20 protein-coding genes and 1 riboswitch are annotated in these 21,935 nt (G+C 35.2%); of the genes, 5 read left to right on the top strand and 15 right to left on the bottom strand.

Annotated features, from left to right (window positions below):
* Positions 1-58 precede the first annotated feature (58 nt).
* From HHU08_RS12665 to HHU08_RS12650, 4 genes are all read right to left on the bottom strand, one after another.
* Positions 59-703, bottom strand: coding sequence for an EAL domain-containing protein (locus HHU08_RS12665; protein WP_169188602.1), 645 nt, complete (start codon positions 701-703; stop codon positions 59-61).
* Between the two features lie 130 nt (positions 704-833).
* Complete coding sequence (gene cstA, locus HHU08_RS12660; RefSeq protein WP_016203726.1) at positions 834-2,630, bottom strand: carbon starvation protein CstA; 1,797 nt, start codon at positions 2,628-2,630, stop codon at positions 834-836.
* A 163-nt stretch (positions 2,631-2,793) separates the two neighbouring features.
* Positions 2,794-3,534 (bottom strand): LytR/AlgR family response regulator transcription factor, encoded by a 741-nt coding sequence (locus tag HHU08_RS12655; protein ID WP_016203727.1) that lies wholly within the window; start codon positions 3,532-3,534, stop codon positions 2,794-2,796.
* A complete protein-coding gene (locus tag HHU08_RS12650; protein WP_016203728.1) occupies positions 3,527-5,287 on the bottom strand; it encodes a sensor histidine kinase in 1,761 nt (586 codons plus the stop codon). The genes HHU08_RS12655 and HHU08_RS12650 overlap by 8 nt, the downstream gene beginning before the upstream one ends.
* Before the next feature lie 159 nt (positions 5,288-5,446).
* Here HHU08_RS12650 and HHU08_RS12645 point away from each other — a divergent pair, with 159 nt between their 5' ends.
* Positions 5,447-6,073, top strand: a complete 627-nt coding sequence (locus HHU08_RS12645; RefSeq protein WP_169189678.1) for a ribonuclease H1 domain-containing protein — start codon at positions 5,447-5,449, stop codon at positions 6,071-6,073.
* Positions 6,074-6,517: 444 nt separating this feature from the next.
* Here the strand turns inward: HHU08_RS12645 and HHU08_RS12640 are convergent, their stop codons facing one another.
* Positions 6,518-7,294: an AraC family transcriptional regulator gene (locus HHU08_RS12640; RefSeq protein ID WP_169188601.1), complete on the bottom strand. Its 777-nt coding sequence runs from the start codon at positions 7,292-7,294 to the stop codon at positions 6,518-6,520.
* A 24-nt stretch (positions 7,295-7,318) separates the two neighbouring features.
* Entirely contained in the window at positions 7,319-7,894 is a 576-nt protein-coding gene (locus HHU08_RS12635) for a LysE family translocator (RefSeq protein WP_101731154.1), read from the bottom strand.
* Between the two features lie 251 nt (positions 7,895-8,145).
* On the opposite strand from HHU08_RS12635, the gene HHU08_RS12630 reads away from it, so the two are divergent.
* Positions 8,146-9,090 carry a nucleoside hydrolase gene (locus tag HHU08_RS12630; protein ID WP_101731155.1) on the top strand — a complete coding sequence of 315 codons (945 nt, stop codon included), beginning with the start codon at positions 8,146-8,148 and terminating at the stop codon, positions 9,088-9,090.
* Between the two features lie 160 nt (positions 9,091-9,250).
* Here HHU08_RS12630 and dacB read toward each other — a convergent pair whose 3' ends face one another.
* From dacB to HHU08_RS12585, 9 genes are all read right to left on the bottom strand, one after another.
* The gene (dacB, locus tag HHU08_RS12625; RefSeq protein WP_169188600.1) at positions 9,251-10,741 is read right to left on the bottom strand and encodes a D-alanyl-D-alanine carboxypeptidase/D-alanyl-D-alanine endopeptidase; all 1,491 of its coding nucleotides are present in this window, start codon (positions 10,739-10,741) and stop codon (positions 9,251-9,253) included.
* Between the two features lie 105 nt (positions 10,742-10,846).
* A complete protein-coding gene (locus HHU08_RS12620; protein WP_169188599.1) occupies positions 10,847-11,656 on the bottom strand; it encodes an Fpg/Nei family DNA glycosylase in 810 nt (269 codons plus the stop codon).
* Positions 11,657-11,938: 282 nt separating this feature from the next.
* Complete coding sequence (locus HHU08_RS12615) at positions 11,939-12,529, bottom strand: branched-chain amino acid aminotransferase (RefSeq protein WP_169188598.1); 591 nt, start codon at positions 12,527-12,529, stop codon at positions 11,939-11,941.
* A 193-nt stretch (positions 12,530-12,722) separates the two neighbouring features.
* Positions 12,723-14,060, bottom strand: a complete 1,338-nt coding sequence (locus HHU08_RS12610; RefSeq protein ID WP_169188597.1) for a DEAD/DEAH box helicase — start codon at positions 14,058-14,060, stop codon at positions 12,723-12,725.
* Positions 14,061-14,215: 155 nt separating this feature from the next.
* Complete coding sequence (locus HHU08_RS12605) at positions 14,216-15,274, bottom strand: undecaprenyldiphospho-muramoylpentapeptide beta-N-acetylglucosaminyltransferase (protein ID WP_016203737.1); 1,059 nt, start codon at positions 15,272-15,274, stop codon at positions 14,216-14,218.
* Positions 15,275-15,373: 99 nt separating this feature from the next.
* Positions 15,374-16,174, bottom strand: coding sequence for an HAD family hydrolase (locus HHU08_RS12600; protein WP_169189677.1), 801 nt, complete (start codon positions 16,172-16,174; stop codon positions 15,374-15,376).
* 114 nt (positions 16,175-16,288) lie between these two features.
* Positions 16,289-17,269, bottom strand: coding sequence for a ring-cleaving dioxygenase (locus tag HHU08_RS12595; protein ID WP_169188596.1), 981 nt, complete (start codon positions 17,267-17,269; stop codon positions 16,289-16,291).
* Between the two features lie 180 nt (positions 17,270-17,449).
* Positions 17,450-18,205, bottom strand: coding sequence for an exodeoxyribonuclease III (locus HHU08_RS12590; protein WP_169188595.1), 756 nt, complete (start codon positions 18,203-18,205; stop codon positions 17,450-17,452).
* Positions 18,206-18,508: 303 nt separating this feature from the next.
* Entirely contained in the window at positions 18,509-19,273 is a 765-nt protein-coding gene (locus tag HHU08_RS12585; protein WP_101731161.1) for an MBL fold metallo-hydrolase, read from the bottom strand.
* Between the two features lie 183 nt (positions 19,274-19,456).
* Positions 19,457-19,673: riboswitch (FMN riboswitch) on the top strand.
* Between the two features lie 410 nt (positions 19,674-20,083).
* On the opposite strand from HHU08_RS12585, the gene ribE reads away from it, so the two are divergent.
* The 3 genes from ribE to ribH are packed head-to-tail and all read left to right on the top strand — an operon-like array spanning position 20,084 to position 21,864.
* Positions 20,084-20,740, top strand: coding sequence for a riboflavin synthase (gene ribE / locus HHU08_RS12580; protein ID WP_016203743.1), 657 nt, complete (start codon positions 20,084-20,086; stop codon positions 20,738-20,740).
* A gap of 29 nt (positions 20,741-20,769) precedes the next feature.
* A complete protein-coding gene (ribB, locus tag HHU08_RS12575; protein WP_016203744.1) occupies positions 20,770-21,387 on the top strand; it encodes a 3,4-dihydroxy-2-butanone-4-phosphate synthase in 618 nt (205 codons plus the stop codon).
* A gap of 3 nt (positions 21,388-21,390) precedes the next feature.
* Complete coding sequence (gene ribH, locus HHU08_RS12570) at positions 21,391-21,864, top strand: 6,7-dimethyl-8-ribityllumazine synthase (protein WP_016203745.1); 474 nt, start codon at positions 21,391-21,393, stop codon at positions 21,862-21,864.
* Positions 21,865-21,935: the final 71 nt, after the last annotated feature.

Here is a 21,935-nt window from a genome sequence, read left to right as displayed (position 1 = left end):
ATTTTACCAATATGAGTTTAGTATACCCTTAGAAATGTAAAAAGAAAATGGTTACTATCTAAAGATATAATCTTTCCAATTCAGTTGGTGTTAATGCTTTGCTATAGAAATACCCTTGGACTATATCGCATTGATTATCCTTAAGAAAATCGATTTGATCCTTTGTTTCTACACCCTCAGCGATTACAATGAAATTCATATTATGTCCCATATCAATAATAACCTTTGCTAAAGAACCTTTATGTCTTGGATGGCTGATATCATCAATAAAAGTTTTATCAATTTTAATCGTATCAATAGGCAGTGATCTTAAATAACTTAAAGAGGAATACCCTTTTCCAAAATCATCAATTGATATTTGAAATCCTAGTCTTTTTATATTATCTAATTCTCCTTTTGCTAATTCGATATTTTGCATGATGCTTTCCGTAATCTCTAATTCAATTTTTGCTGTATTTACTTGTAATCTTATTACTTCTTGCTGAAGAAAGGGAAGGAAATCAATATACTGAAATTGGCGAGCTGAAATATTTATAGCCATTTTTACATCTTTCTTTCCATTTGAGTCCCATTGCTTTTTTTGTGTAAATGCTTGTGTTATTACCCATTCGCCAATTGATAATATTAAATTTGATTCTTCGGCGATTGGAATAAATTCATCTGGAGACAAATAACCATATACTCCCATTGATGGAAGTTTCACTTTATTAGTTATCTTGTTCTTTTATTTGAGAATTTATTTTTATTAGAATAGGATGGGTGTGTTTGAGGAAAGCGAAAAAAAGGTAAACAGCAGGAATTACGCAAGCCTTCCTGCTATTTACCCTATAGCTCTAAGAAAGATTTGTTGTTTCTACTTGAATTCGAGGAGTATTCCATGTATCGAACCATTTTTTTGTAGCGGCAATAATGATAATAATCCCTAATATTAGCATGATGATGGAAAGCACAGCATTTAGCACATTATAACCTGCTGCTTCTGGATTTAAATAAACGTTCTTCACCATCCAAACACCGGCGTAATTTACGGTTACGAATAAATAGGCCATTGGGATTAAACATGTAAGCATATATCTTCGCTTATCAGCCATTTTTAGTATAACGGTTGCGCCAATAATAAGGCCGATTGTTGCCATTAGCTGATTGGATACACCAAATAGTGCCCAGACAGAGCTAATATCACCAGAGAATAAGAGGTATCCCCACATAATACATGCCAATGCGCTTGCAAAAATGGAACCAGGTAACCAATCTACTCTCTTAAGCGGTTTGTAAAATTCTCCGAGAAAGTCTTGAATTAAATAGCGTGCAGTTCTCGTTCCAGCATCAATGGCCGTTAGAATAAATACCGCTTCAAACATAATTACAAACTGGAAGAAATAAGAAGCAAGATGAGAGAACCAAGAGATTTCTGTGAATATATAGGACATTCCAACGGCTAATGTAACCGCACCACCAGTTCTGCCTTCTAAATCAATGCCGATTTCACGACTTAATTCTGGCAAGTTTGAAACACTCATCCCAAGTGTTTGAAAAACCTCTGGTGAGGAGTTTATCGCGAAATAATCACCAGGATGTAGAGCTGTAGCAGCAATAAGCGCCATAATACCTACCAAACATTCTACAAGCATCGCACCAAAGCCCACGACTTTAATATCGCTCCACTTATCAAGCATTTTCGGTGTTGTACCTGAGCCAACAAATGCATGGAATCCGGAAATAGCGCCACATGCAATCGTTATGGAAATGAAAGGCCATACTGGCCCTGCAATAACTGGTCCACCGCCATTTACAAATTCCGTAAATGCAGGAAATTCAATAGCTGGGTTGATGATAAACACACCGATAATAAGAGCAATAAACACGCCGATTTTCATAAAGCTACTTAAATAATCCCGAGGAGCCAATAGTAGCCAAACAGGAAGTGCAGCTGCAAAAAATGCATAAATAGGAAGAATAATAGCAAGTGTTTTTGTATCAAGTGTTAGCCAATCCCCAAGTACTGTACCTTGAATCATCGGTCCGACAAATACACCGATCATTAATAAGATGAAGCCAATAGTCGTACATAGTTTCAAGTTTCCCGTCTTTTTATAAAATATCCCCACTCCCATAGCAATCGGAATGGTGATTCCTACCGAGAACGTGCCCCAAGGATTTCTCTCTAAAGCATGCAGCACTACCATGGATAAACCGGCCATTGTAATTGTAATGATAAATAGCATCGCAAGACCTGTACAGAAACCCGCGACTGGGCCAAGTTCTTCTTTTGCTACTTCAGATAAAGATTTCCCTTTTTTTCGCATACTAGCAAATAATACGACAGCATCATGAACAGCTCCCCCGATAACAGCACCAATCAAGAGCCAAATTAATCCAGGCAAATAGCCGAATTGTGCTGCAAGAATAGGTCCTACAAGTGGCCCAGCTGCAGCAATGGCTGCAAAATGATGTCCAAAGGTTACCCACTTATTTGTTGGTACGTAATCTTTGCCGTCATTTAATTCATGGGCAGGAGTTTTTTCCTTATCATTTAGTTTCAATACTTTTACCGCCATAAAGGTCCCGTATAAACGATAAGCAATCATTAAAATACATGCAGATGCTATTACGATTGTAACCGCATTCATTTTTATCTACCTCCTTTAATGGTTTTATTATAAAAAATGAAAAGGAGGAAAAAGCGTTTTCATGATAAAATGCAGAGAAATGATTTTGAAATGCAAAACTGACTGGATAAAATACAATGGTTTTATCCAGTCGGTTAAGTTATGTATTTCGAAAAGAATGAGGTTAAAATCCAAATAACAGCTTAATCTCTTTTGTATAGTTTCTACTTAATGGCACTTTCTCTCCATTATCCATACATAATAAATAGGTTGAGTTAAACCATGGTTCAATTTCGCTAATTTTTTCTTTATTAACCAAATAAGAACGATGTACTTTCATGATTGGGCTGTTTACTAATTTTTGTTCTAATTGCGTTAAAGTAAAGGTAATGACTAATTGCTCTTCTTCCGTAACAAGCAATGTTTTGCCATTTTGTGCACTAATATAGACAATCTTATTTAAATCAATGATCTTAATTCTGTCATTTGTCGTGACGGCTAATTTATTTTTTTGTATTGGAGTAGTGCTTTGGTTATTTTTTGATGTGTCATTCTTTTTCGTGCCTCTCCTATTTTGCAGTTTTACAATGGTTTGATTTATGCGTTCTTCTTCAAACGGCTTTAATAAATAGTCAACAGCATTCACATCAAAAGCTCGAAGTGCATACTCATCAAAAGCCGTAGCAAAGACTATTTCTGGTGCATTTCGTTTTTCTTTTATGCGCTCTGCTAAATTCATTCCGTTTTCTTCTCCAAGCTGGATATCTAAAAAAATAACATCTATTTCTTGATCATCTATTACTTGTAAAGCAGTATCTAAATCATCACATTCTGCCACTATCTCCATTTTATTGCTTCTTTTTAAAAGATACCTTAATTCATCTCTTGCTAATGGTTCGTCTTCCACTATTAATGCTTTAATCATCTACTCCCCTCCAGATCGTTGGTTCCTTAGATGGTAATGTAATCATCACCTTTGTTCCTCTATTCCATTCACTTTCAATCGTAAATCTCCCTTTATCTCCATATATCTTTTTCACTCTTTCCTGGATATTCCAAAGTGCAGTACCAGTACCAGTGCTAGAGGTGATATTTTTTTGACCAATCATGTAAAGAGTATCTTCACTCATGCCTTTGCCATCATCTTCTGTTATTAACACCATCTTGTCGTTATCTTTATAAGCACATATCGTTATCGTTCCTACTGTACCTTTTGAAAAAGCATGCCGAATCGAATTTTCTACTAAAGGCTGTAAAGTAAAAGGCGGAATAAGAACTTTTTTTAATTCAGACTCCACGGATTCATTTAAAATAAATTTATCAGGAAATCTAGCTTCTTCTAATGCTAAAAAGGCATGGACATGTTCTAATTCCTGACTTAAAGGGATTAACATATTTTTGGAACCTTGGATGTTACTGCGGAAATAGGTACTTAATTTGTGAATCATCTGCCGAGCCTTTTCCCCATCTGTGCGGATAAGCGCCGAAATTGTGTTCATGCTGTTAAAGAGAAAATGAGGATGGACTTGTGCTTGCAGTGCTTTAATTTCTGCATCCTTCAACAACTTTTGTTGTAGCTCTGCCTCTGCTAATTCAAGCTGTAAGGAAAATAACTTACTCAATCCTTCAGCTAATGTATATTCTACTAATTGAATGTTTTTAGGATTGGCAAAATAAAGTTTTAATGTGCCGACTGTTTTATTATTTGCTTTTAAGGGTAATAGAATGGCTGCGTGTAGTGGGCAGGCTTGATTGCTACACTGTATTTCATCTTTATTTTTGGCGATTAATATATTTCCTTCTCTTAACACTCTTTCTGTTAGTTTCGTAGACGTTTTTTCTAAAGGAATATGGTGATCTCCACCAAGGCCTTCATGTGCCAAAACAATCGACTTATTTGTTATAGACACAGCATCAGCATTGGTTGCTTTTAACATAATTTTAGCAACCTGTTTGCTAGATTCCGGGTTTAGCCCTTGCCGAAAGTAAGCTAAGGTAGATTGTGCAATATTTAAGGCAATATTTGTTTGTGCTGCTTTTGTTTTTTCCTCTTCTAAGAGAATGTTTTGAATAATATAAATAAAAATTAGCATCCCAAAGCCATTAATGACAATCATAGGAAAGGCAATAATCTTAACTAGTTCGAGTGCAAGTTGGAATGGCGACGCAATCAAAAGGATAAATACCATTTGAATAATTTCCATCGCAATGCCGATAATCACTGCTTTGCTGGCAGAATCTTGTTTAATGGAGTATTTCTTACCGATTAAGCCGGTCAATAACCCTGCCATGATGGTAGACAAGCCACAGGCTAATGCAGTAAAACCGCCTAATGTTAAGCGATGAAGACCAGCTATTAATCCCACGCCTAAACCTACTAATGGCCCACCAACCAATCCACCGATAGCAACACCCATAATTCTTGTGTTGGCAATAGCACTTGAAACATCTAATTCATGCTGCCATGTATGCGTGCTAATGCTTCCTTTTAATATTTCTACTCCAGTATAGTTACTAATAACTCCGAAGGCGCCAAAGATGAAAATTAAAGATAGTTTATCTTGCCATTGTGATTCATTATGGATAATGGAACGGAAAATCTTGATCCTCGACAATAAGAAGGCAAAGATAACTAAAATACCGACTCGTTCAATCATTAGTGGAAGTAGCTGTAGCAATATATTCCCCACCTTCCTATTTTACTCAACATCATTATAGTAAATTACAAGATTTATAGAAAGCCTTTTCAAGAGGTTTATAAGAAATTCTGTATATTTTTATTTCGACTCACTCGTATGATATGATTAACCAATAGGTGTGAAAGGTTGGATGATTATATGGCAGGAAAAAAATATTACGTAGTATGGAATGGCAGAAAAGCAGGGATTTTTTCTACTTGGGCGGAATGCGAAAGACAGACAAAAGGATTTAAAGGAGCATCATTTAAATCCTTTCCAACATTAGAGGAAGCAGAAAAAGCTTTTAATGAAGGTGGAAATGTAACAAAAACTGCTTCAAAAAGTACTACTTCTAAAAAGCAGGCTAGCACTTCTTTTGAGGCTATTGAGGAAAATAGTATATCAGTAGATGCGGCGTGTAGTGGAAATCCTGGCTTGATGGAATATCGAGGAGTAAATACGAAAACAGGAGAAGTTCTCTTTCACTATGGTCCTGTATTCGGTACCAATAATATTGGGGAATTTTTAGGGATTGTCCATGCATTAAGTCTACTGCAAAAACAAGGTAAGAACACAACTATATACAGCGACAGTATGACAGCATTATCTTGGGTTCGTAATAAAAAAGCAAATACTACATTAGTAAGAGATAAACGAACAGAGGAATTATGGAAATTAATGGAGCGCGCAGAAAAATGGCTAAAAGAAAACAGTTATTCAAATAAGATTTTAAAATGGGATACCAATAAGTATGGGGAGATTAAGGCCGACTTTGGTCGCAAATAACGAACTTTTTGTCCGATATGATAGCGTAAAATAAGCTTCTCATAAAAAAATACGATGAAGAAGCTGGGACATAAGTATTTTCAACCCAATACCCCCAAACGATTATACGTACATGCTAAGAAAGTTCGTATAATTGTTTAGGGTTTTATTTATTTTAAGAAAGAAGGTTTGTGGTGATCCCCGCAGCCTGAATATACTTCGCTTTCCATGGGGCAAGCGCCAGCCTCCCCGTTCCTGCAGGGTCTTGGACTTTCTCGCAGCTCCCATAGGAGTCTGCATGTATTCAGGCTGCTTTGTATTTCCTACTCATTATATTTTCTTTTAAAAAAATGATGGAACGAGTTGGTTTCGCTACTAAATGAGAGATTGTTCGTCTTTATCTATTATATATTTTGTTCTATCCCAGCCTCTTGTTGTGATTGAAATCTTGATTTTAACTACTTCTTATCTTAAAAGGGATAGATATTCAAAAGCAGTTAATCCATAGACACTTTTAAAGTGTCTATTTAAATGGGTTAAATCAACAAAACCGCATTCTGTTACGGCTGCATATATATCTTTATTTTGTTCAATTAGCTGTTTTGCATATTCTACTTTACTATTTGGGAAATATTGGTAGGGAGAGGTTCCAGTATGAGTCTTAAACAATCTAATAAACTGAAATTTTGATAACTGGAGCTCTTTACATATCTCTTCTAACTTAAGTACATTTGCTAAGTTACTATGAATCATATCTTTTGCTTTTCTAATTAACACATTGTCTTTCTTAATGGATGAAGATGGATTTGTTTGTATAAGTCTATCTGTAAGTGAAAGTAGTAATTCAGCACACAGGGCCTCCTCTTTTTCGTTTAAAATTGCATGGGACAGCTTTAAAATTTTTTCTTCAAGTTGAACATCATAAATAATAGGTTGTGAAAATTGAATCAGTTCCTTTTTCTCTAATGCCTCTAATAGTAATTTTGGATCCAAATAGAGCATTACATAATCAAGACCTTTTTTATCATGGGCCATTCCGTCATGTGCCTGTTCTGGGTTGAAAAGCATTACTCCATTTGGATAAGATAACTGTAAACTACCATCTAAGGTATAGTGTTGAATTCCTCGCAATGTTACCCCTATCACATATTCTTTATGAGCATGTTTTTTATAAGTAAAATCACGCATACTTGCTGATAGTGCCGTAATGCCAGCTGCTTTTTTATACAAAAATCTATCCATATTGTTCACCTCATAAAAGCTTGCCTACATCCAGTTCATTATTCCAGAATAAGCTAAAAATATTGCCATTAATATATTCACGATTTTCTTATGCCGCTGTAAAAAGCGCTTAAAGATTGTACCAAATAAAACCCATGTAATAAAAGCTAAAAATCCAATGATAGTGATCACAATAACTCCCATTGTTATGGCAGGTAGTTGCGTATAGTTTGGCAATATAAAACTGGGAATCACGGTAATAGTAAAAAGAACTACCTTTGGATTTAAAAACTGCATAAGGAAACCTGACTTAAAGCTAGCTGAATGTTCAACGTTTTCTTTCGAAGAATCAGCTTTATATAGTTGATAAGCCAAATAAAACATATAAAAACTTCCTAGTATCTGCATACCGATAATTATTTTTGGGATGACCTCTATAAGCATAGAGTTTAACATAGCTGATAATACAAGTAGCAAACCAAAGGCAATAGTTGCGCCATATGTATATTCTAAAGCTTTTTTCGTTCCTTTATTATGCACGGTAGATAAAATGACAATATTAGTAGGTCCTGGTGTAAAAGTAACAATAACACAGTATAGTAAAAAAGCTGTAAAATCCATGAGCAAACTCCTTTCTTATGATTCTCATGGCATTATACAACGTCTTATTCATAAGCATATAGTACATTATTGCAGGTGAAAAACATGTTTAATTCCTTATTTAGCAAATAGTAGCTCTTATTTCTTTTTTACTAATTATTCACATTGATCTGATAGTATTATAGAATAGGTTATAGAAAGTAGCTACCATTATAGGGTTACTTCCCGTCCAAGCGGGGAATAAATGATTGTTTACATAGGAGTGAATGTTTTTGGCAAAGAAAGTTTATTTTAATCATGACGCTGGTATTGATGATCTAGTTTCTCTATTTCTTCTTCTTCAAATGGATGAAGTGGAGTTAATCGGTGTTTCCGTTATCCCGGCAGATGGCTATTTAGAGCCTGGTATCAGTGCTAGTAGAAAGATTATTGATCGATTTGGAAATGGAGCAATTGAAGTTGCTAGATCCAATTCTCGTGGAGTTAATCCTTTTCCGAAAGACTGGAGAATGCATACTTTTTATGTTGATGCCCTTCCGATATTAAATGAAAGTGGTGTTGTAAATGCACCTGAAAGCGAACTTTCTGCACATGAGCATTTAATCAAAGCAGTAAGGGAAAATCCTGACAAAACAACGCTTCTGTTTACTGGACCGCTAACTGATTTAGCAAGAGCTATTGAGATTGCCCCAGACATTCAAGCGAAAATTGACAAATTAGTATGGATGGGTGGAACATTTTTAGAGGTCGGAAATGTACAAGAACCTGAGCATGACGGTACTGCTGAATGGAATGCTTTCTGGGATCCTTGGGCAGTAGCAACCGTTTGGGCTAGCGATTTAAAAATTGAAATGGTTGCTTTAGAAAGTACAAATCAAGTACCATTAACCATCTCTGTACGTAACCAGTGGGCGTCCTTAAGAAGATTCACAGGTGTAGATTTTGTTGGTCAATGTTATGCAGCCTGTCCACCTCTTGTCCATGTTGAAACGAATTCAACCTATTATCTATGGGATGTGTTAACTACAGCAACAATTGGCAAAAAAGAACTTGTTAAAATGAAAGAAGTAAAATCAATCGCATTAACAGAAGCTCCATCCCAAGGGAGAACATTAATAAGTGAAGACGGTCGACCTGTTTCTGTTGTGTATGATGTAAATAGGGATGACTTTTTTGAATATATTACAGATTTGGCGAAGACTGCTAAAAAGGACTAATTAAAAAACCTATTTTTATGAAGTTTGTTTCTATTACTCGCAAGCTGAATAATTGATTTCCCCTTAAGAAAACAACAATTTATAGAAAATAGCCATTAAAAAAGACCATTTCCTCGTCCTATTTTTTTGAAAGTAGGAACAGTGTAATGGTCTTTTTACATTAATATTCTGCTAATGTTTCAATTATCCGATCTTCAATGTCTTTTCCTTTTTCTTCATCGACAAGGTGATTTAATAAAATAGAGAATATATATTTTTTCCCATCTTTACTCTCCATATAGCCAGACAATGAACTTACAGCGGTAAGCGTTCCAGTTTTAGCTAATACTTTCCCTTTTGTGTTATCAGAATTCAATCTATGTCGAAGCGTTCCGCCAACCATCCGATCTTCATTACCTGAAATCGGTAATGACTGACTGAAAGTTGGAAACCATGGCTCTGCCTGTACTTCATATAAAAGCATGCTTAGATCATCGGCAGATATAAAATCTATTGGAGAAATACCTGATCCGTCACGAATAAGCATATTATTTGGGTCAAGGTGGAAAGCCACTAATTCTTCTTCTAGTACCTCAATTCCCCTTTTAAAACTACCTTCCCCTTTCTTAACCACGCCCATTTCTTTAATTAGCGTCTCTGCGATTGTATTATTACTTAGTTTCATAAATGGAATAAGTAACTCAGAAAGTGGAATCGAAGAATGAGTTGTAATTATGGAAGCAATTTGTGGTGTCTTTCCTTTTTTGACCGTCCCTTTCCAGTGAATTCCTTCTTTCTTTAATGCTTGTTGAAACACGTCTAACGTGTATCTTGTAGGGTTATTAACGGAAATCCACTCTTTTTTTACGGAAGCGTTAATTGGTAGTCTTCCTGTAACAGTAACAACTTTACTGTTATGGTTCCTTTTTACTTTTAAGCTTGTTGCTGATTCTTTCGCACCTGTTTTGGCGTTATTTACAATGTTAATTTCATTTGTGTTAGGGAATGTATCTATTACGACCGGATCGCTTTCGTTTTTTCCAGGTTTTATTTCAAGTAATACAGTGCCAGCATCATATTCTTTATCTGGTGAAAGCGTTAATGCAGAGATTGGAGCGCCATAATAAGTGGTTTCATCGCTCCATGCTAAATCGATGGAATATGGCATGTCATCATACCACGAATCATCGCCTATAATATCCCCATCAATATAACGAATTCCTTTCTTTTTTATATCCTTAGATAGCTTGTCTAGATCTGATGCTAGGAGACTTGTATCACCATTTCCTTTTATGTATAAATTTCCTTTTAAACGGCCTTTATCCACCCTTCCATCTCCATAAATTTCCGTGATAAATTGATAATCTTCCCCTAAGACTTTTAAAGCGGCTGCCGAAGTCAATAACTTCATATTGGATGCAGGGGTTAAACGCAAATCACTCATATGTTCAAAAAGAATAGTTCCTGTTTCTTGATCCCGTATGCTAATTCCTGCTAAACTTCCCTTTAATTCAGGTTCTGTATTTAAAAGTGATTCCAATGCGGTAGATAATGTTGCTTTTTTATGATTTTCTGCTGCCAATGCTATCGGAGATAAAGGAATAGGTGTGCTGCCAGACAGGAAAATGGATAATAGTATTATAAGAAATAGTCCCTTTTTCAATAAAGGCATTTTCTCACTCCTTATCATTTCATTGTTCATTCATGGATAAGTTGGGCTAAAAGAATAGTCTGTCCTCTTTTTAATAATTTAATCCTATTATATGCAGTCAGATTCTTAAAACTGACAGCCAGGACAATAAAAGCACTTTTTCGATGATATTTTTATCAGCACTATTTTGTTCTTGCAGCGTGGACATATTTCTCCTTCTCTATCATATACTTTGCAACGTTCATCATAACTACCAGTTTTTTTATCGCCTACATAAAGTGGATGCTCCATATATCCTCCTATTGTAGTTGCTGATTTTAATGTTTGCAGCATGGAACGATAGAGCTTTCTATGTTCTGTTTCCTTTAACTTTTCTAGTTTTCTCATCGGCAAAATTTGTGCCTCATAACATATTTCATCAGAATAACAATTGCCAATTCCTGAAATGAAGTGTTGGTCTACTAATTTAAGCTTTATCGTTCCTTTTCTTTCCTTAAGTATATTTAGGAAAATTTCTTCTGTAAATTGAGGTTCTAACGGTTCTGGGCCAAGATCGCTTAGCATTTTGTTGCATTCTTCTTTCGTCAATAAATGAAGATACCCTAATCTTAATCCAATAAAGTATAAATGTTTTGCTCCAAATGATAACTGGACTTGAATGGTTCGTTTGGGCTTTTCCTCTTCACTCCCATAAAACATCCACCCACCAAGCATTAAATGTAATAAGAGAACCTTTTGATTAGATAGATGGAATAGTAAGTATTTTGCTCTTCTTTCGACTTGAATAATGGAAGCATTGTTTAATTGGTTAATAAAAGATTGGGCTGGCATATTTATAGATTTATCTCGATTAATCGTAATAGAGGTAATCGGTCGACTAATAATTAATTCATTTAAGAGGATTTTATAGTTTTCCATTTCTGGCAATTCAGGCATCGTATCTTCTCTCCTTTGTATTTCCTTCTTATTTTTTTCCAGAATGATGAAAAACTATTTATCAAAAAAACAAAAAAACCATAGATAGCAGAAAAATTTCTTCTCTACTTATCTATGGTTTTCAGATTATTTTGTTGCATTCGTTTGTTTTTCTATGCGATAACCAAGTGCTTCAATCGCATAATCAATGCCTTGCTTCTAGGGTCAGTCCTGAATTTTACAAGTAAAAGCCCTATAAAAATCAACGAGGCATAATCATTTTGTGGAGTACTTACTAAATGATTATGCAGACAACTTTTCATTTAATGCAAATAAAAATAAATAAGCTAATTTTAATGCTTCCCCAATTTCCATCTCTTTTCGGAACCCACTAATTTTTTCTAAAGAAAAATTGAAATCCCAAAGGCCATCATTTCCATTGAACATTAAATGGTAAGAGGAATCATCTCCTGTTAAATGATTTTCCAAAAACGTTCGAATCTCCTTTTCTGCCTTTTTAGGACATTTTAACCCACATAAAATTTCGTATGTATCAAAAACAGAATCAACTTCTAAAGACATAGAATCAACGGAAACAATGTCAAATGCTTTCGTCTCTACATAGAGGTAAAATTCTATATTTCGCTCTAAATAACGTACTTCTTCTTTTAGAATCGTTTTTTGAACATTTTCTGTCACTACTTCGTCGGTTTCTTTATTGGCAAGCTCCATATACAAATCAGAAAAACGTTCAGCTGTATGTTCAACCACTATATTTTCGTCTATAAGACCTTCTTTTTTAACATAATTCAATTCCTCTTCAAAAAGAACTATTTTTTCTTCCGTTTGTAATTTTCTTTCCTCTAAATACTTATTCATTTCTTTTTTTAGCATGGTATGAACTCCTTTCACTATCACAACTATAGATTTTTGTACCAAAATTAAATTTTATCCGGCAATAAGACCCTTACCATAAGCTTGCGAAAAATCGAAGAAGCTAGGGGTTGAAACGTTCTCGTCAAGGTCGGATAGTGCAACTAACCATCAGCGGGGGATATGGAAAAACTCCCACTGATGGAAGTTTTCTTTATCTTTTTCCCGTTCGCTTTGTTGGTTTTGTCCATTTTTTTGTTGGAGATTGAGTTGAATTTGCTCTATTCTTACTGTTATTTGAAAATGGTTTACGTTTACTGTCACTTCCCTTTTTATCTGATGTGGCTGAGCGGGAAGATTCATCTTTATTTTTAGTAGAACTTTGTTTTTTGTAAGTCTTTTTCTGTGGTTTCTTTTCCATTCCTTTTTTATCTGAATCAGATTTTTTAGGTTGTTGGATTTTTTCGATTTTAATATCTAATTGATTTTCTATTGAATCTAACAAAGGTCTATCATCAGAGGAATAAAAGGTAACCGCATATCCTTCGGTGCCAGCTCTTCCCGTTCTGCCTATTCGATGAACGTAGGACTCTGCATCTTGAGGAATATCGTAATTATAAACATGTGTAATTCCATCAATATCTAACCCTCTTGCAGCAACATCTGTCGCAATTAATAATTGGAATTTTCCATCCCGAAATGCTTTCATTACTTGCTCTCTTTTTGTTTGAGACAAGTCACCATGCAATTGACCGCAGCTAAATTTATTTGCGAGCAATACTTCATATAATTTTGTTACACGACGCTTTGTTCGGCAAAAAATTACGGCCATATAAGGATTTGCTTCCTTAACTAAGGTCATTAACGTTCCCTGCTTGGCGCGATCAGTTGTATGTATACTTACTTGCTTAACGGTTTTTGCAGGTCCTTGTTTTGCTTCCACGGTAAAATATTCCGCATTTTTCGTATATTTCTTCGCAAGCTTTTCAACGTCCTTTGAAATGGTTGCAGAAAATAACATCGTTTGTCTTGATGTAGGGATATGTCTCATAATATAGCTAATCTCATCTAAAAATCCAATATGAAGCATTTGGTCTGCTTCATCTAGTACAAAATGGGAGATTTTACTTAGATCAATCGTTCCTCGTTTTATATGATCAATTAATCTACCTGGTGTAGCTACAACAATTGATACGTCTTTCTGTAAGACTTTCAATTGCTTGTCCACGTCTTGTCCTCCGTAAACAGCTAGAACCTTTACTGTCTCTTGTTTCATTTTCATGATTTCATCTGTTATTTGAATAGCAAGTTCTCTAGTTGGCGTTAAAATTAGCGTTTGAACGTGGTTTGCATCGGCATCCATTTTTTCTAGTATCGGTAGTACAAAAGCAAATGTCTTTCCTGTTCCTGTTTGTGCTTGCGCAATTAAATCTCCACCTTTAAGGAGTGGTGGAATCACCTTTGTTTGAATAGGGGTTGGATGTTTAATTCCTTGTTTTTTGAGCTTTTCAATGGTTGATGGAGACAATCCGATGTCTGTAAATGATTGCATTGTTATACCTACTTTCCCTTCGTATATACGATTTCTATTTTCTTATTTTGGCTTTTTCTACTGAAATTATCAGTTGAAATCTTCTTTGCAAAATGAAAAGACTACAAGCAGAGACGAACATGCAAACTCTACTTGTAGCCTGGCATATGCATATATTAATAGCGATTTAATTCTTTTATAATTTCCTCTAAGGCATCTTGGCTTTTGTTCTTTTCCATTTTTTCAATCATTACTTGCTTGTTTTCTTGAATTTGTTTTAAGGTGTTAAGGAAATGGTCTTTCGTTAAAGCTTCCTCTTCTATCATATAGGAGTAGCCATTTTCCGTAAAGACTTTCCCATTTAATATTTGATCGCCTCTACTTTGCTGTTTTGTTAATGGAATAATAAGCATCGGTATTTTTAATGCAAGAAATTCAAAAATCGAGTTTGATCCACCTCTTGTAACGACCACTTCTGTAGCAGCTAAAATATCAGCTAATTCTTCATAAACATACTCAAATTGTTGATAGCCTTTTATCCCAGTATGCTTTTCTGAAAGATTTCCTTTGCCACATAGATGAACGATTTGATACGTTTGTAATAGTGTTTCTAAATTATCACGAACCACTTCATTTATTTTCTTTGCTCCTAGACTTCCTCCCATAATGGTAAGGATCGGTTTCTGACTTGTAAATCCAAGAGCGAGTCTCCCTTTTGATACAGAACCAGTGAGAATTTCTTTGCGAATCGGAGACCCGATTGCTTTGCTTTTTTCTTTTGGTAAATAGCGTAAAGTCTCTTCAAAAGAGGTGAATATTTTCGATGCAAATCGCACCGATAATTTATTTGCCAACCCAGGTGTTAAATCACTTTCATGGAGTATAACGGGAATCTTAAGTTGGCGGGCTGCGATAACAACTGGTACGGATACAAATCCACCTTTTGAAAAAACAACATTTGGTTTAATTTTTTTCAGTACTTTTCTAGCGTCATAACAGCCTTTTATTACTTTAAAAATATCTTTAATATTCTCTTTAGATATATATCTTCTTAACTTTCCACTAGAAATGGGATGATAGGGTATATCAATTTTTTCGATTAAATCCTTTTCGATTCCTGCTTTACTACCGATATAAGCTATATCCCAATCTTGCTTGTTTAACTCATTAATAATGGCAATATTAGGCGTAACGTGGCCTGCTGAGCCCCCACCTGTAAACACAATTTTCTTCAAAATGTATTCGACTCCTATTCTTTGGTTCATTTTCGCAGCGAAAAAGCCAGATGTTATCTTTTTCGAATCTGGCTTCTAACTAGTTTAAATATATGATGGTTACACTAATTTCAGAATCTCTTCAATGGCGTATGCAACCCCATCATCATTATTACTTTTTGTAATATCACTTGCTCTTTTTTTGATTTCCTCAGGTGCATTTTCCATGGCAAATGATCTTGTAGAAACTTCAAATTGTGTTATATCATTCCCTCCATCTCCAAAGGAATAAACCTCATTAAAGGTAAGATTTCGAAGGTTTTCATAGCGACGAATTGCTTTTCCCTTTTGTGCTTCACTTGAGGTGATTTCACAGTTATTTGGAAAGGAGGATGAAAACGAAATAGTCTCCTGTTTTCTTAATACTTCTTTTACTTTATCAATTTTTTCTAATTGTGTTTCATCAACAACAGCTACTAATTTATATATTTTGAGATCTTTTAAGTGTAAAATAGCCTCATAATCTTGCTGATCAAACAGCGCTTGAATCTCATCCCAAGACTTTCCTCTTAACAGAGGAAGAGTACCAGGAAAACCGCCTTGGTTCGTATAAACAAGAACACCAACTTCAAGTTTTTGTAGTGTTTGTAGTAAGGTTTGATACAAATCAAGTGAGATTTCCGTTTCATAAAGAAGTTTTCCTGTTTCATCATACATCATACTGCCATTTAAGCAAAAAATCGGTAGCTCTAATTCCTTCACTCCTCTTACTTTTATAACATCTGCGTATTGTCGTCCTGTATTTAAAATAACATCTATATGATGTTGCTTAAGTTTTCGAATAACGTTTCTATTTGCTTCTGATATTTGATGATGGTCATCCAATAAAGTTCCGTCTAAATCAATGGATACACATTTCATTTTTCTTTTCCCCCTAGCAATTGCAACAATTGATCCTTCCATTATTGTAGCATACATTTTTCGTTTTTTTCTTTTTCTCTATATTGTTTTCGAAGCTTTTCATACTACTAATAATTAGTATGGTTTTTTATTTGTATCTAATGGTTCTAATATGGATTCAATATCTGCCCTTTTTGGCTCTAAAAATGGTGGTAGTGCTAGAGATTCACCTAGATGTTCCAGTTCTTCATCTGTCGCAAAACCAGGTCCATCTGTTGCAATTTCAAATAAGATACCATTTGGTTCTCTGAAATAAAGAGACTTAAAATAAAAACGATCTACAAAACCTGAATTTTGAAAACGTGCATCATTTATTTTTTCAATCCATTGATAGAGTTCGTCTTCATTGTCCGCCCGTAAAGCTACGTGATGAACACCGCCTCTGCCAAGTCGCTGTACTTTCAAGTCAGTGCGTTCCTCTAGGTGAATTTCCGCCCCAGAACCTCCCTCACCAGTTTCGAACACCATTATAGGTTGTTGATTCTCAATTGTGGATGGAAAGCTATTTTTTAAGCGAAATCCCAGCAAATCTGTTAATACGCGAATAGTCGATTCTGTGCGGCGTACAGTTAATTGTACGGGCCCAAGTCCTGTAATCGCAAATTCTGTTGGAACTGGACTTTTATCCCATGGAATACCGGATTTTACACCGTTATCGTTTTCATCGGATACTAAGAAAAAGCGTTGTGTTTCAAAGTCTCTAAATTCTAACGTTAATCTGCCTGCTCTTTCGCTAATTTCTCCATGTTTTACACCATAATCATCGAAGCGTTTCAGCCAAAATTCTAACGCTTTATTACTTGGAACACGTAAAGAAGTTGCAGAAATGCTGCTCACTCCTTCTCTGTTGGGGGCCATATGTGGAATTTCAAAAAAAGTCAACTCTGTTCCCGGATTCCCCTGTTCATCTCCATAAAATAAATGATAGACAGATGGATTATCTTGATTAACTGTTTTCTTTATAAGGCGAAGACCTAAAATATCGGTATAAAATGGATAGTTCTCTTTTGCTTTCGCTGTCATGGCAGAAACGTGATGAATTCCTTTTAAATTCATATGAAGTTTCCTCCTTCTATGTATGTATGAATAACTTTCTACTTTTTTGAAAGTTATAATCTAACTATAGGTACAAGGAAATGATAGTTGCAGACGAAAAAGGGCATCTGCACCATAGTGAAGTGTTTTTACTCATCTTTCAACAATGGTAGCATTAATAGGATGCCCGTTTATTTAGGGTTATATTTGTATATCAAGTTGTACTGGACAATGATCGCTTCCCATTACATCGCAATGAATATTAACATCTGTTATATTGTCTTTTAGTTGATTAGAAACGATAAAATAGTCGATTCTCCAGCCGATATTTCTTTCCCTTACTTTAGCCATATAGCTCCACCATGTGTACACATCTGTTCGCTCTGGATATAAATGTCTAAAGCTATCAACAAATCCTAATTCCAATAAACTGGTCATTTCATTTCTTTCTTCTGTTGTGAATCCTGAATTCCCTATATTTGGTTTCGGATTTTTTAAATCAATTTCTTGATGAGCAACGTTTAAATCACCACAATAAATGACTGGTTTGATTGCCTCTAATGATAAAATATATTGTTTTAGTTGCTTTTCCCATCCTACTCGATAAGATAATCTACTTAAATCACGTTTCGAATTAGGTGTATAAACATTTAATAGAAAGAAGTTTTCAAATTCTAAGGTAATGGCTCTTCCTTCTAATTCTTCAAAATCTTCTCCAACTCCATATGTTACAGCAAGCGGTTTTTCTTTTGTGAAGACAGCAGTCCCTGAATAGCCTTTTCTTTCTGCATAATTCCAAAACTGATGGTAGCCCTCTAACTCTAATTTAATTTGTCCTTCTTGTAGTTTTGTTTCTTGCAGGCAAAAGATATCTGCATCTATTTGTTGAAAGAAATCTATAAAGCCTTTCTTCACACAGGCTCTAATTCCATTCACATTCCAAGTTACTAATTTCATCTAATTCTCCTCACTATATCAATCTTCTAATAAATAAGACTATCATGAAATAGAGATTCGATAAAGGATAATATCTTGGCAGAAAAAGTTCCTATCCATTCTAATATTTAGTGAGTTTAACTAAGTTGTATTACCACGTGATTATTTGTAATGCTGGATGCAAATAAATTAATAACTAATTTAGTTATTGGAGAACTGCTAAATAAAATAGTAAATCGCCTAGTTACACTAGCCTTTGACTTTTATGCTGTAACATGGCAATTTACCTTGTTTTTTAATTAACATAATGTTATTATGATAAACTCAATTGCCCTTTACTAAATTTTCGGTAGAATGCTGATAAAGAAGTTTATTAATTCCTTCTTTTATTTCATTTCCGTACATTGGCATTCCATGTCCTGAATATAAAATATGTGGATCAAGTGCTAATAATTTTTCTATTGATGTGAAGCTAGTTTCTACATTCGGTGTGAAGTATGCTGGCGGTCCATGAATTTCTTTTTTCTGCATTAACACGGCAAATAACGACTCTTGTCTAACGGTAATAAGTGCATCCCCTGCTAATAGCAGACCGTCTTTTTCTCTAAATAGGGAGATATGACCATCCGTATGTCCCGGTGTATGGAGCCATTTCCATCCTTCTAAAAAGTATAAGGAATCTTCAGCTGAAATCACTTTTATATTGGAATGAAAAGCAATTCCATCGCGTGGATAAAGTGGGGAAAGAAAAGACATCATCCCCTTTTCTTTAAATGGTGTGGGAGGAGGATATTTTTTCTCACTTTCTAAATAGGACATTTCTTTTTCATGAATATATACAGGAACATCCCATACTCTTACTAATGTTTGCAGTGCTCCGATATGGTCGAAATGTGCATGTGTTAAAATAATTGCTAACGGTTTTTTATCTTTAAAAAGCTTCTTTGAATTTTTCAAAATGAATGGAGCAGAAAATGGAACTCCTGTATCAATAAGTACCCACTCTTCCTTTGTTTCCCCTAATCCAGCAATATACGCAATATTGGCTATGGCTGTTCGATAGCCATAAACATTTTCTGCAATCTTCATCTAAGGAGACCTCCTTCTTACTTATAGTGTGACCAAATGAAAGAAAGAAACACATCGATTTTTCCTCTTTGTTAATCCTGCCTTCGTAGTGTAAATATGACTTGTAAGAGAAAATGATTGATAATTCAAATGAAACAGTGTACTATACAGTTAATTAAATAGTTATGGTTACACATTAAGTGTGATCGCCTTCGGGGTCGGGTGAAATTCCCAACCGGCGGTGATGAGTATCGGTATACTCTAAGCCCGTGACCCGTTTTATATTTAATATTGACTCCTACTATTCATTTGTTAATAATATTTTTAGCAGTGAATCAGTTTACATATGGTCAATACATAAAACGGTGGATTTGGTGAGAAACCAAAGCCGACAGTATAGTCTGGATGGGAGAAGGCAAAATTCATGACCAAAGTATATGCTTTATAGAATTCGTCAAGGAAGTTTTTTCTTGTCTGCTATAGGTTTGTTTTGTTATATTTTTACGGTTTGTTCAACCAAATTGCCACATATTTATACTTGTAATATGGAGAGTAGCGGCAATCGGCAGCGACTGGTAGCCAATATAACGTAAAACAATTTAGCCTTTCTATAATGCAATATGTTTATTTAAGTATACAATGACCCCGTATAATTTTTTTATACGGGGTTTTTTATTTGGTATTTTATTTAAAGTTTAGTTTATCTAAGTTGGTATGGCAGAAACCTATGCTCGATGCCCCTTATTAAACTTTAATTGATACATGTAAATATTTTTTGACCCCAATACACTATTTAAGAGCTTCGATTTTTCTAGAAAGGAGGAACTTCCTTTGTTTACAGGGCTAGTGGAAGAATTAGGTGTTGTGAAGCATAGTAAAAAAACGGGACATACAATTTCTCTTTCGATTCAAGCTGACCGAATTATGGAAGATATAAAAATTGGTGACAGTATTGCAGTAAATGGTGCTTGTTTAACGGTTACTTCCTTTAACAAAGGATGGTTTACAGTGGATGTGATGCCAAATACTTTCTATGACACGACATTGCAGCATCTTAAAAATGGTCAATCCGTCAACCTTGAACGTGCTATGCTAGCTAATGGTAGATTTGGTGGACATTTTGTTTCAGGTCATGTTGATTGCACAGGAACCATTTTGTCTACAGAAAATATAGAAAATAGCACATTAGTAGAAATTCGCATCCCGGAAGACAAGGTTCATCTGACAATGGAGAAAGGTTCAATCACAATTGATGGAACTAGTTTAACCATCTTTAAAACGACAGCTAACTCCATCTTTGTCTCACTAATTCCGCATACTTCTATCGTTAGCATTATTGGGCATAAGCGAAAAGGTGATCTTGTAAATATTGAGTTTGACCTTTTGGCCAAATATTTTCATTCGCTTATGGCGAGATCCAAAGAACCACTCATAAAAACAGAGTCAAAACTGAACGCTTCATTTTTAAAAGAAAATGGCTTTTTTTAAAAACAATTTACAGTGAAAGGAAGAAAACAATGTTTGATTCCATTGAAGATGCTTTATCAGATTTAACAAAAGGCAAAGTGGTTATTGTTTGTGATGATGAGGACCGGGAAAACGAAGGTGATTTCATTGGGTTGGCGGATCATGTCAGCCCAGAAATGATTAATTTTATGGCAAAAGAAGGTCGTGGGTTAATCTGTGTACCAATTCCGCAAAATCTCGCTACTAAACTTGATCTCCCTCCAATGGTAACAAGCAGCAGTGATCCGCGAAAGACTGCTTTTACCATTAGTATAGATCATAAGGAGACTTCAACGGGAATTAGTGCACATGAACGCGCCTTCACCATAAGCAAAATGGTTGATTCAAACGCAATCGCTGATGACTTTACTAGACCTGGTCATATCTTCCCTTTGATAGCAAAGGATGGTGGTGTGCTAAAGCGGAACGGACATACGGAAGCTGCTGTTGATTTGGCGATCCTTGCTGGAGCAACCCCTATCGGCATTATTTGTGAAATTTTAAAAGAAGATGGAACAATGGCAAGAGTAAACGATCTGCATCTATTGGCTAAAAAATGGGCTCTAAAAATGATTACGATTCAAGATTTAATTCAGTATAAAAAAAGTTTATTACAAGAGGTGGAGTAAAAAATGAAACAAGTATTTGAAGGAAATTTAATTGGAACTGGCTTAAAAATCGGAATTGTTGTATCGCGTTTTAATGAATTTATCACGACAAGACTTTTATCTGGAGCGGAAGATGCTCTTAGCCGTCATGGTGTGAATGAAGACGATATTTCAGTTATGTGGGTACCTGGTGTATATGAAATACCTTTAGCAGCAAAAAAATTGGCTGCGTCTGGTAAATATGATGCAATCATTACAATTGGGACTGTTATTCGCGGAGCAACACCACATTTTGACTATGTAAGTAATGAAGTAGCAAAAGGAGTGGCTAATGTTTCTTTAAGTACAGAGGTCCCTGTTATCTTCGGAGTCCTTACTACTGAAAATATTGAGCAAGCGATTGAAAGAGCCGGTACGAAAGCTGGAAATAAAGGGTATGAGGCTGCTGTTAACGCCATTGAAATGGGTAATTTATATAATCAGTTAACAAACGCTTAAAAGAAAGAATAAAAAGGCTGGGACATAAGTATTCCAGCCATAGATAAACCCGAACAACTATCAAAGAATCC

It is taken from the genome of Niallia alba (genome assembly GCF_012933555.1).
In the GTDB taxonomy this organism is placed as follows: domain Bacteria; phylum Bacillota; class Bacilli; order Bacillales; family Cytobacillaceae; genus Niallia; species Niallia alba.
Note: the sequence above shows the minus strand (reverse complement) of the source record. Positions and strands in the feature narration are given on the sequence as shown.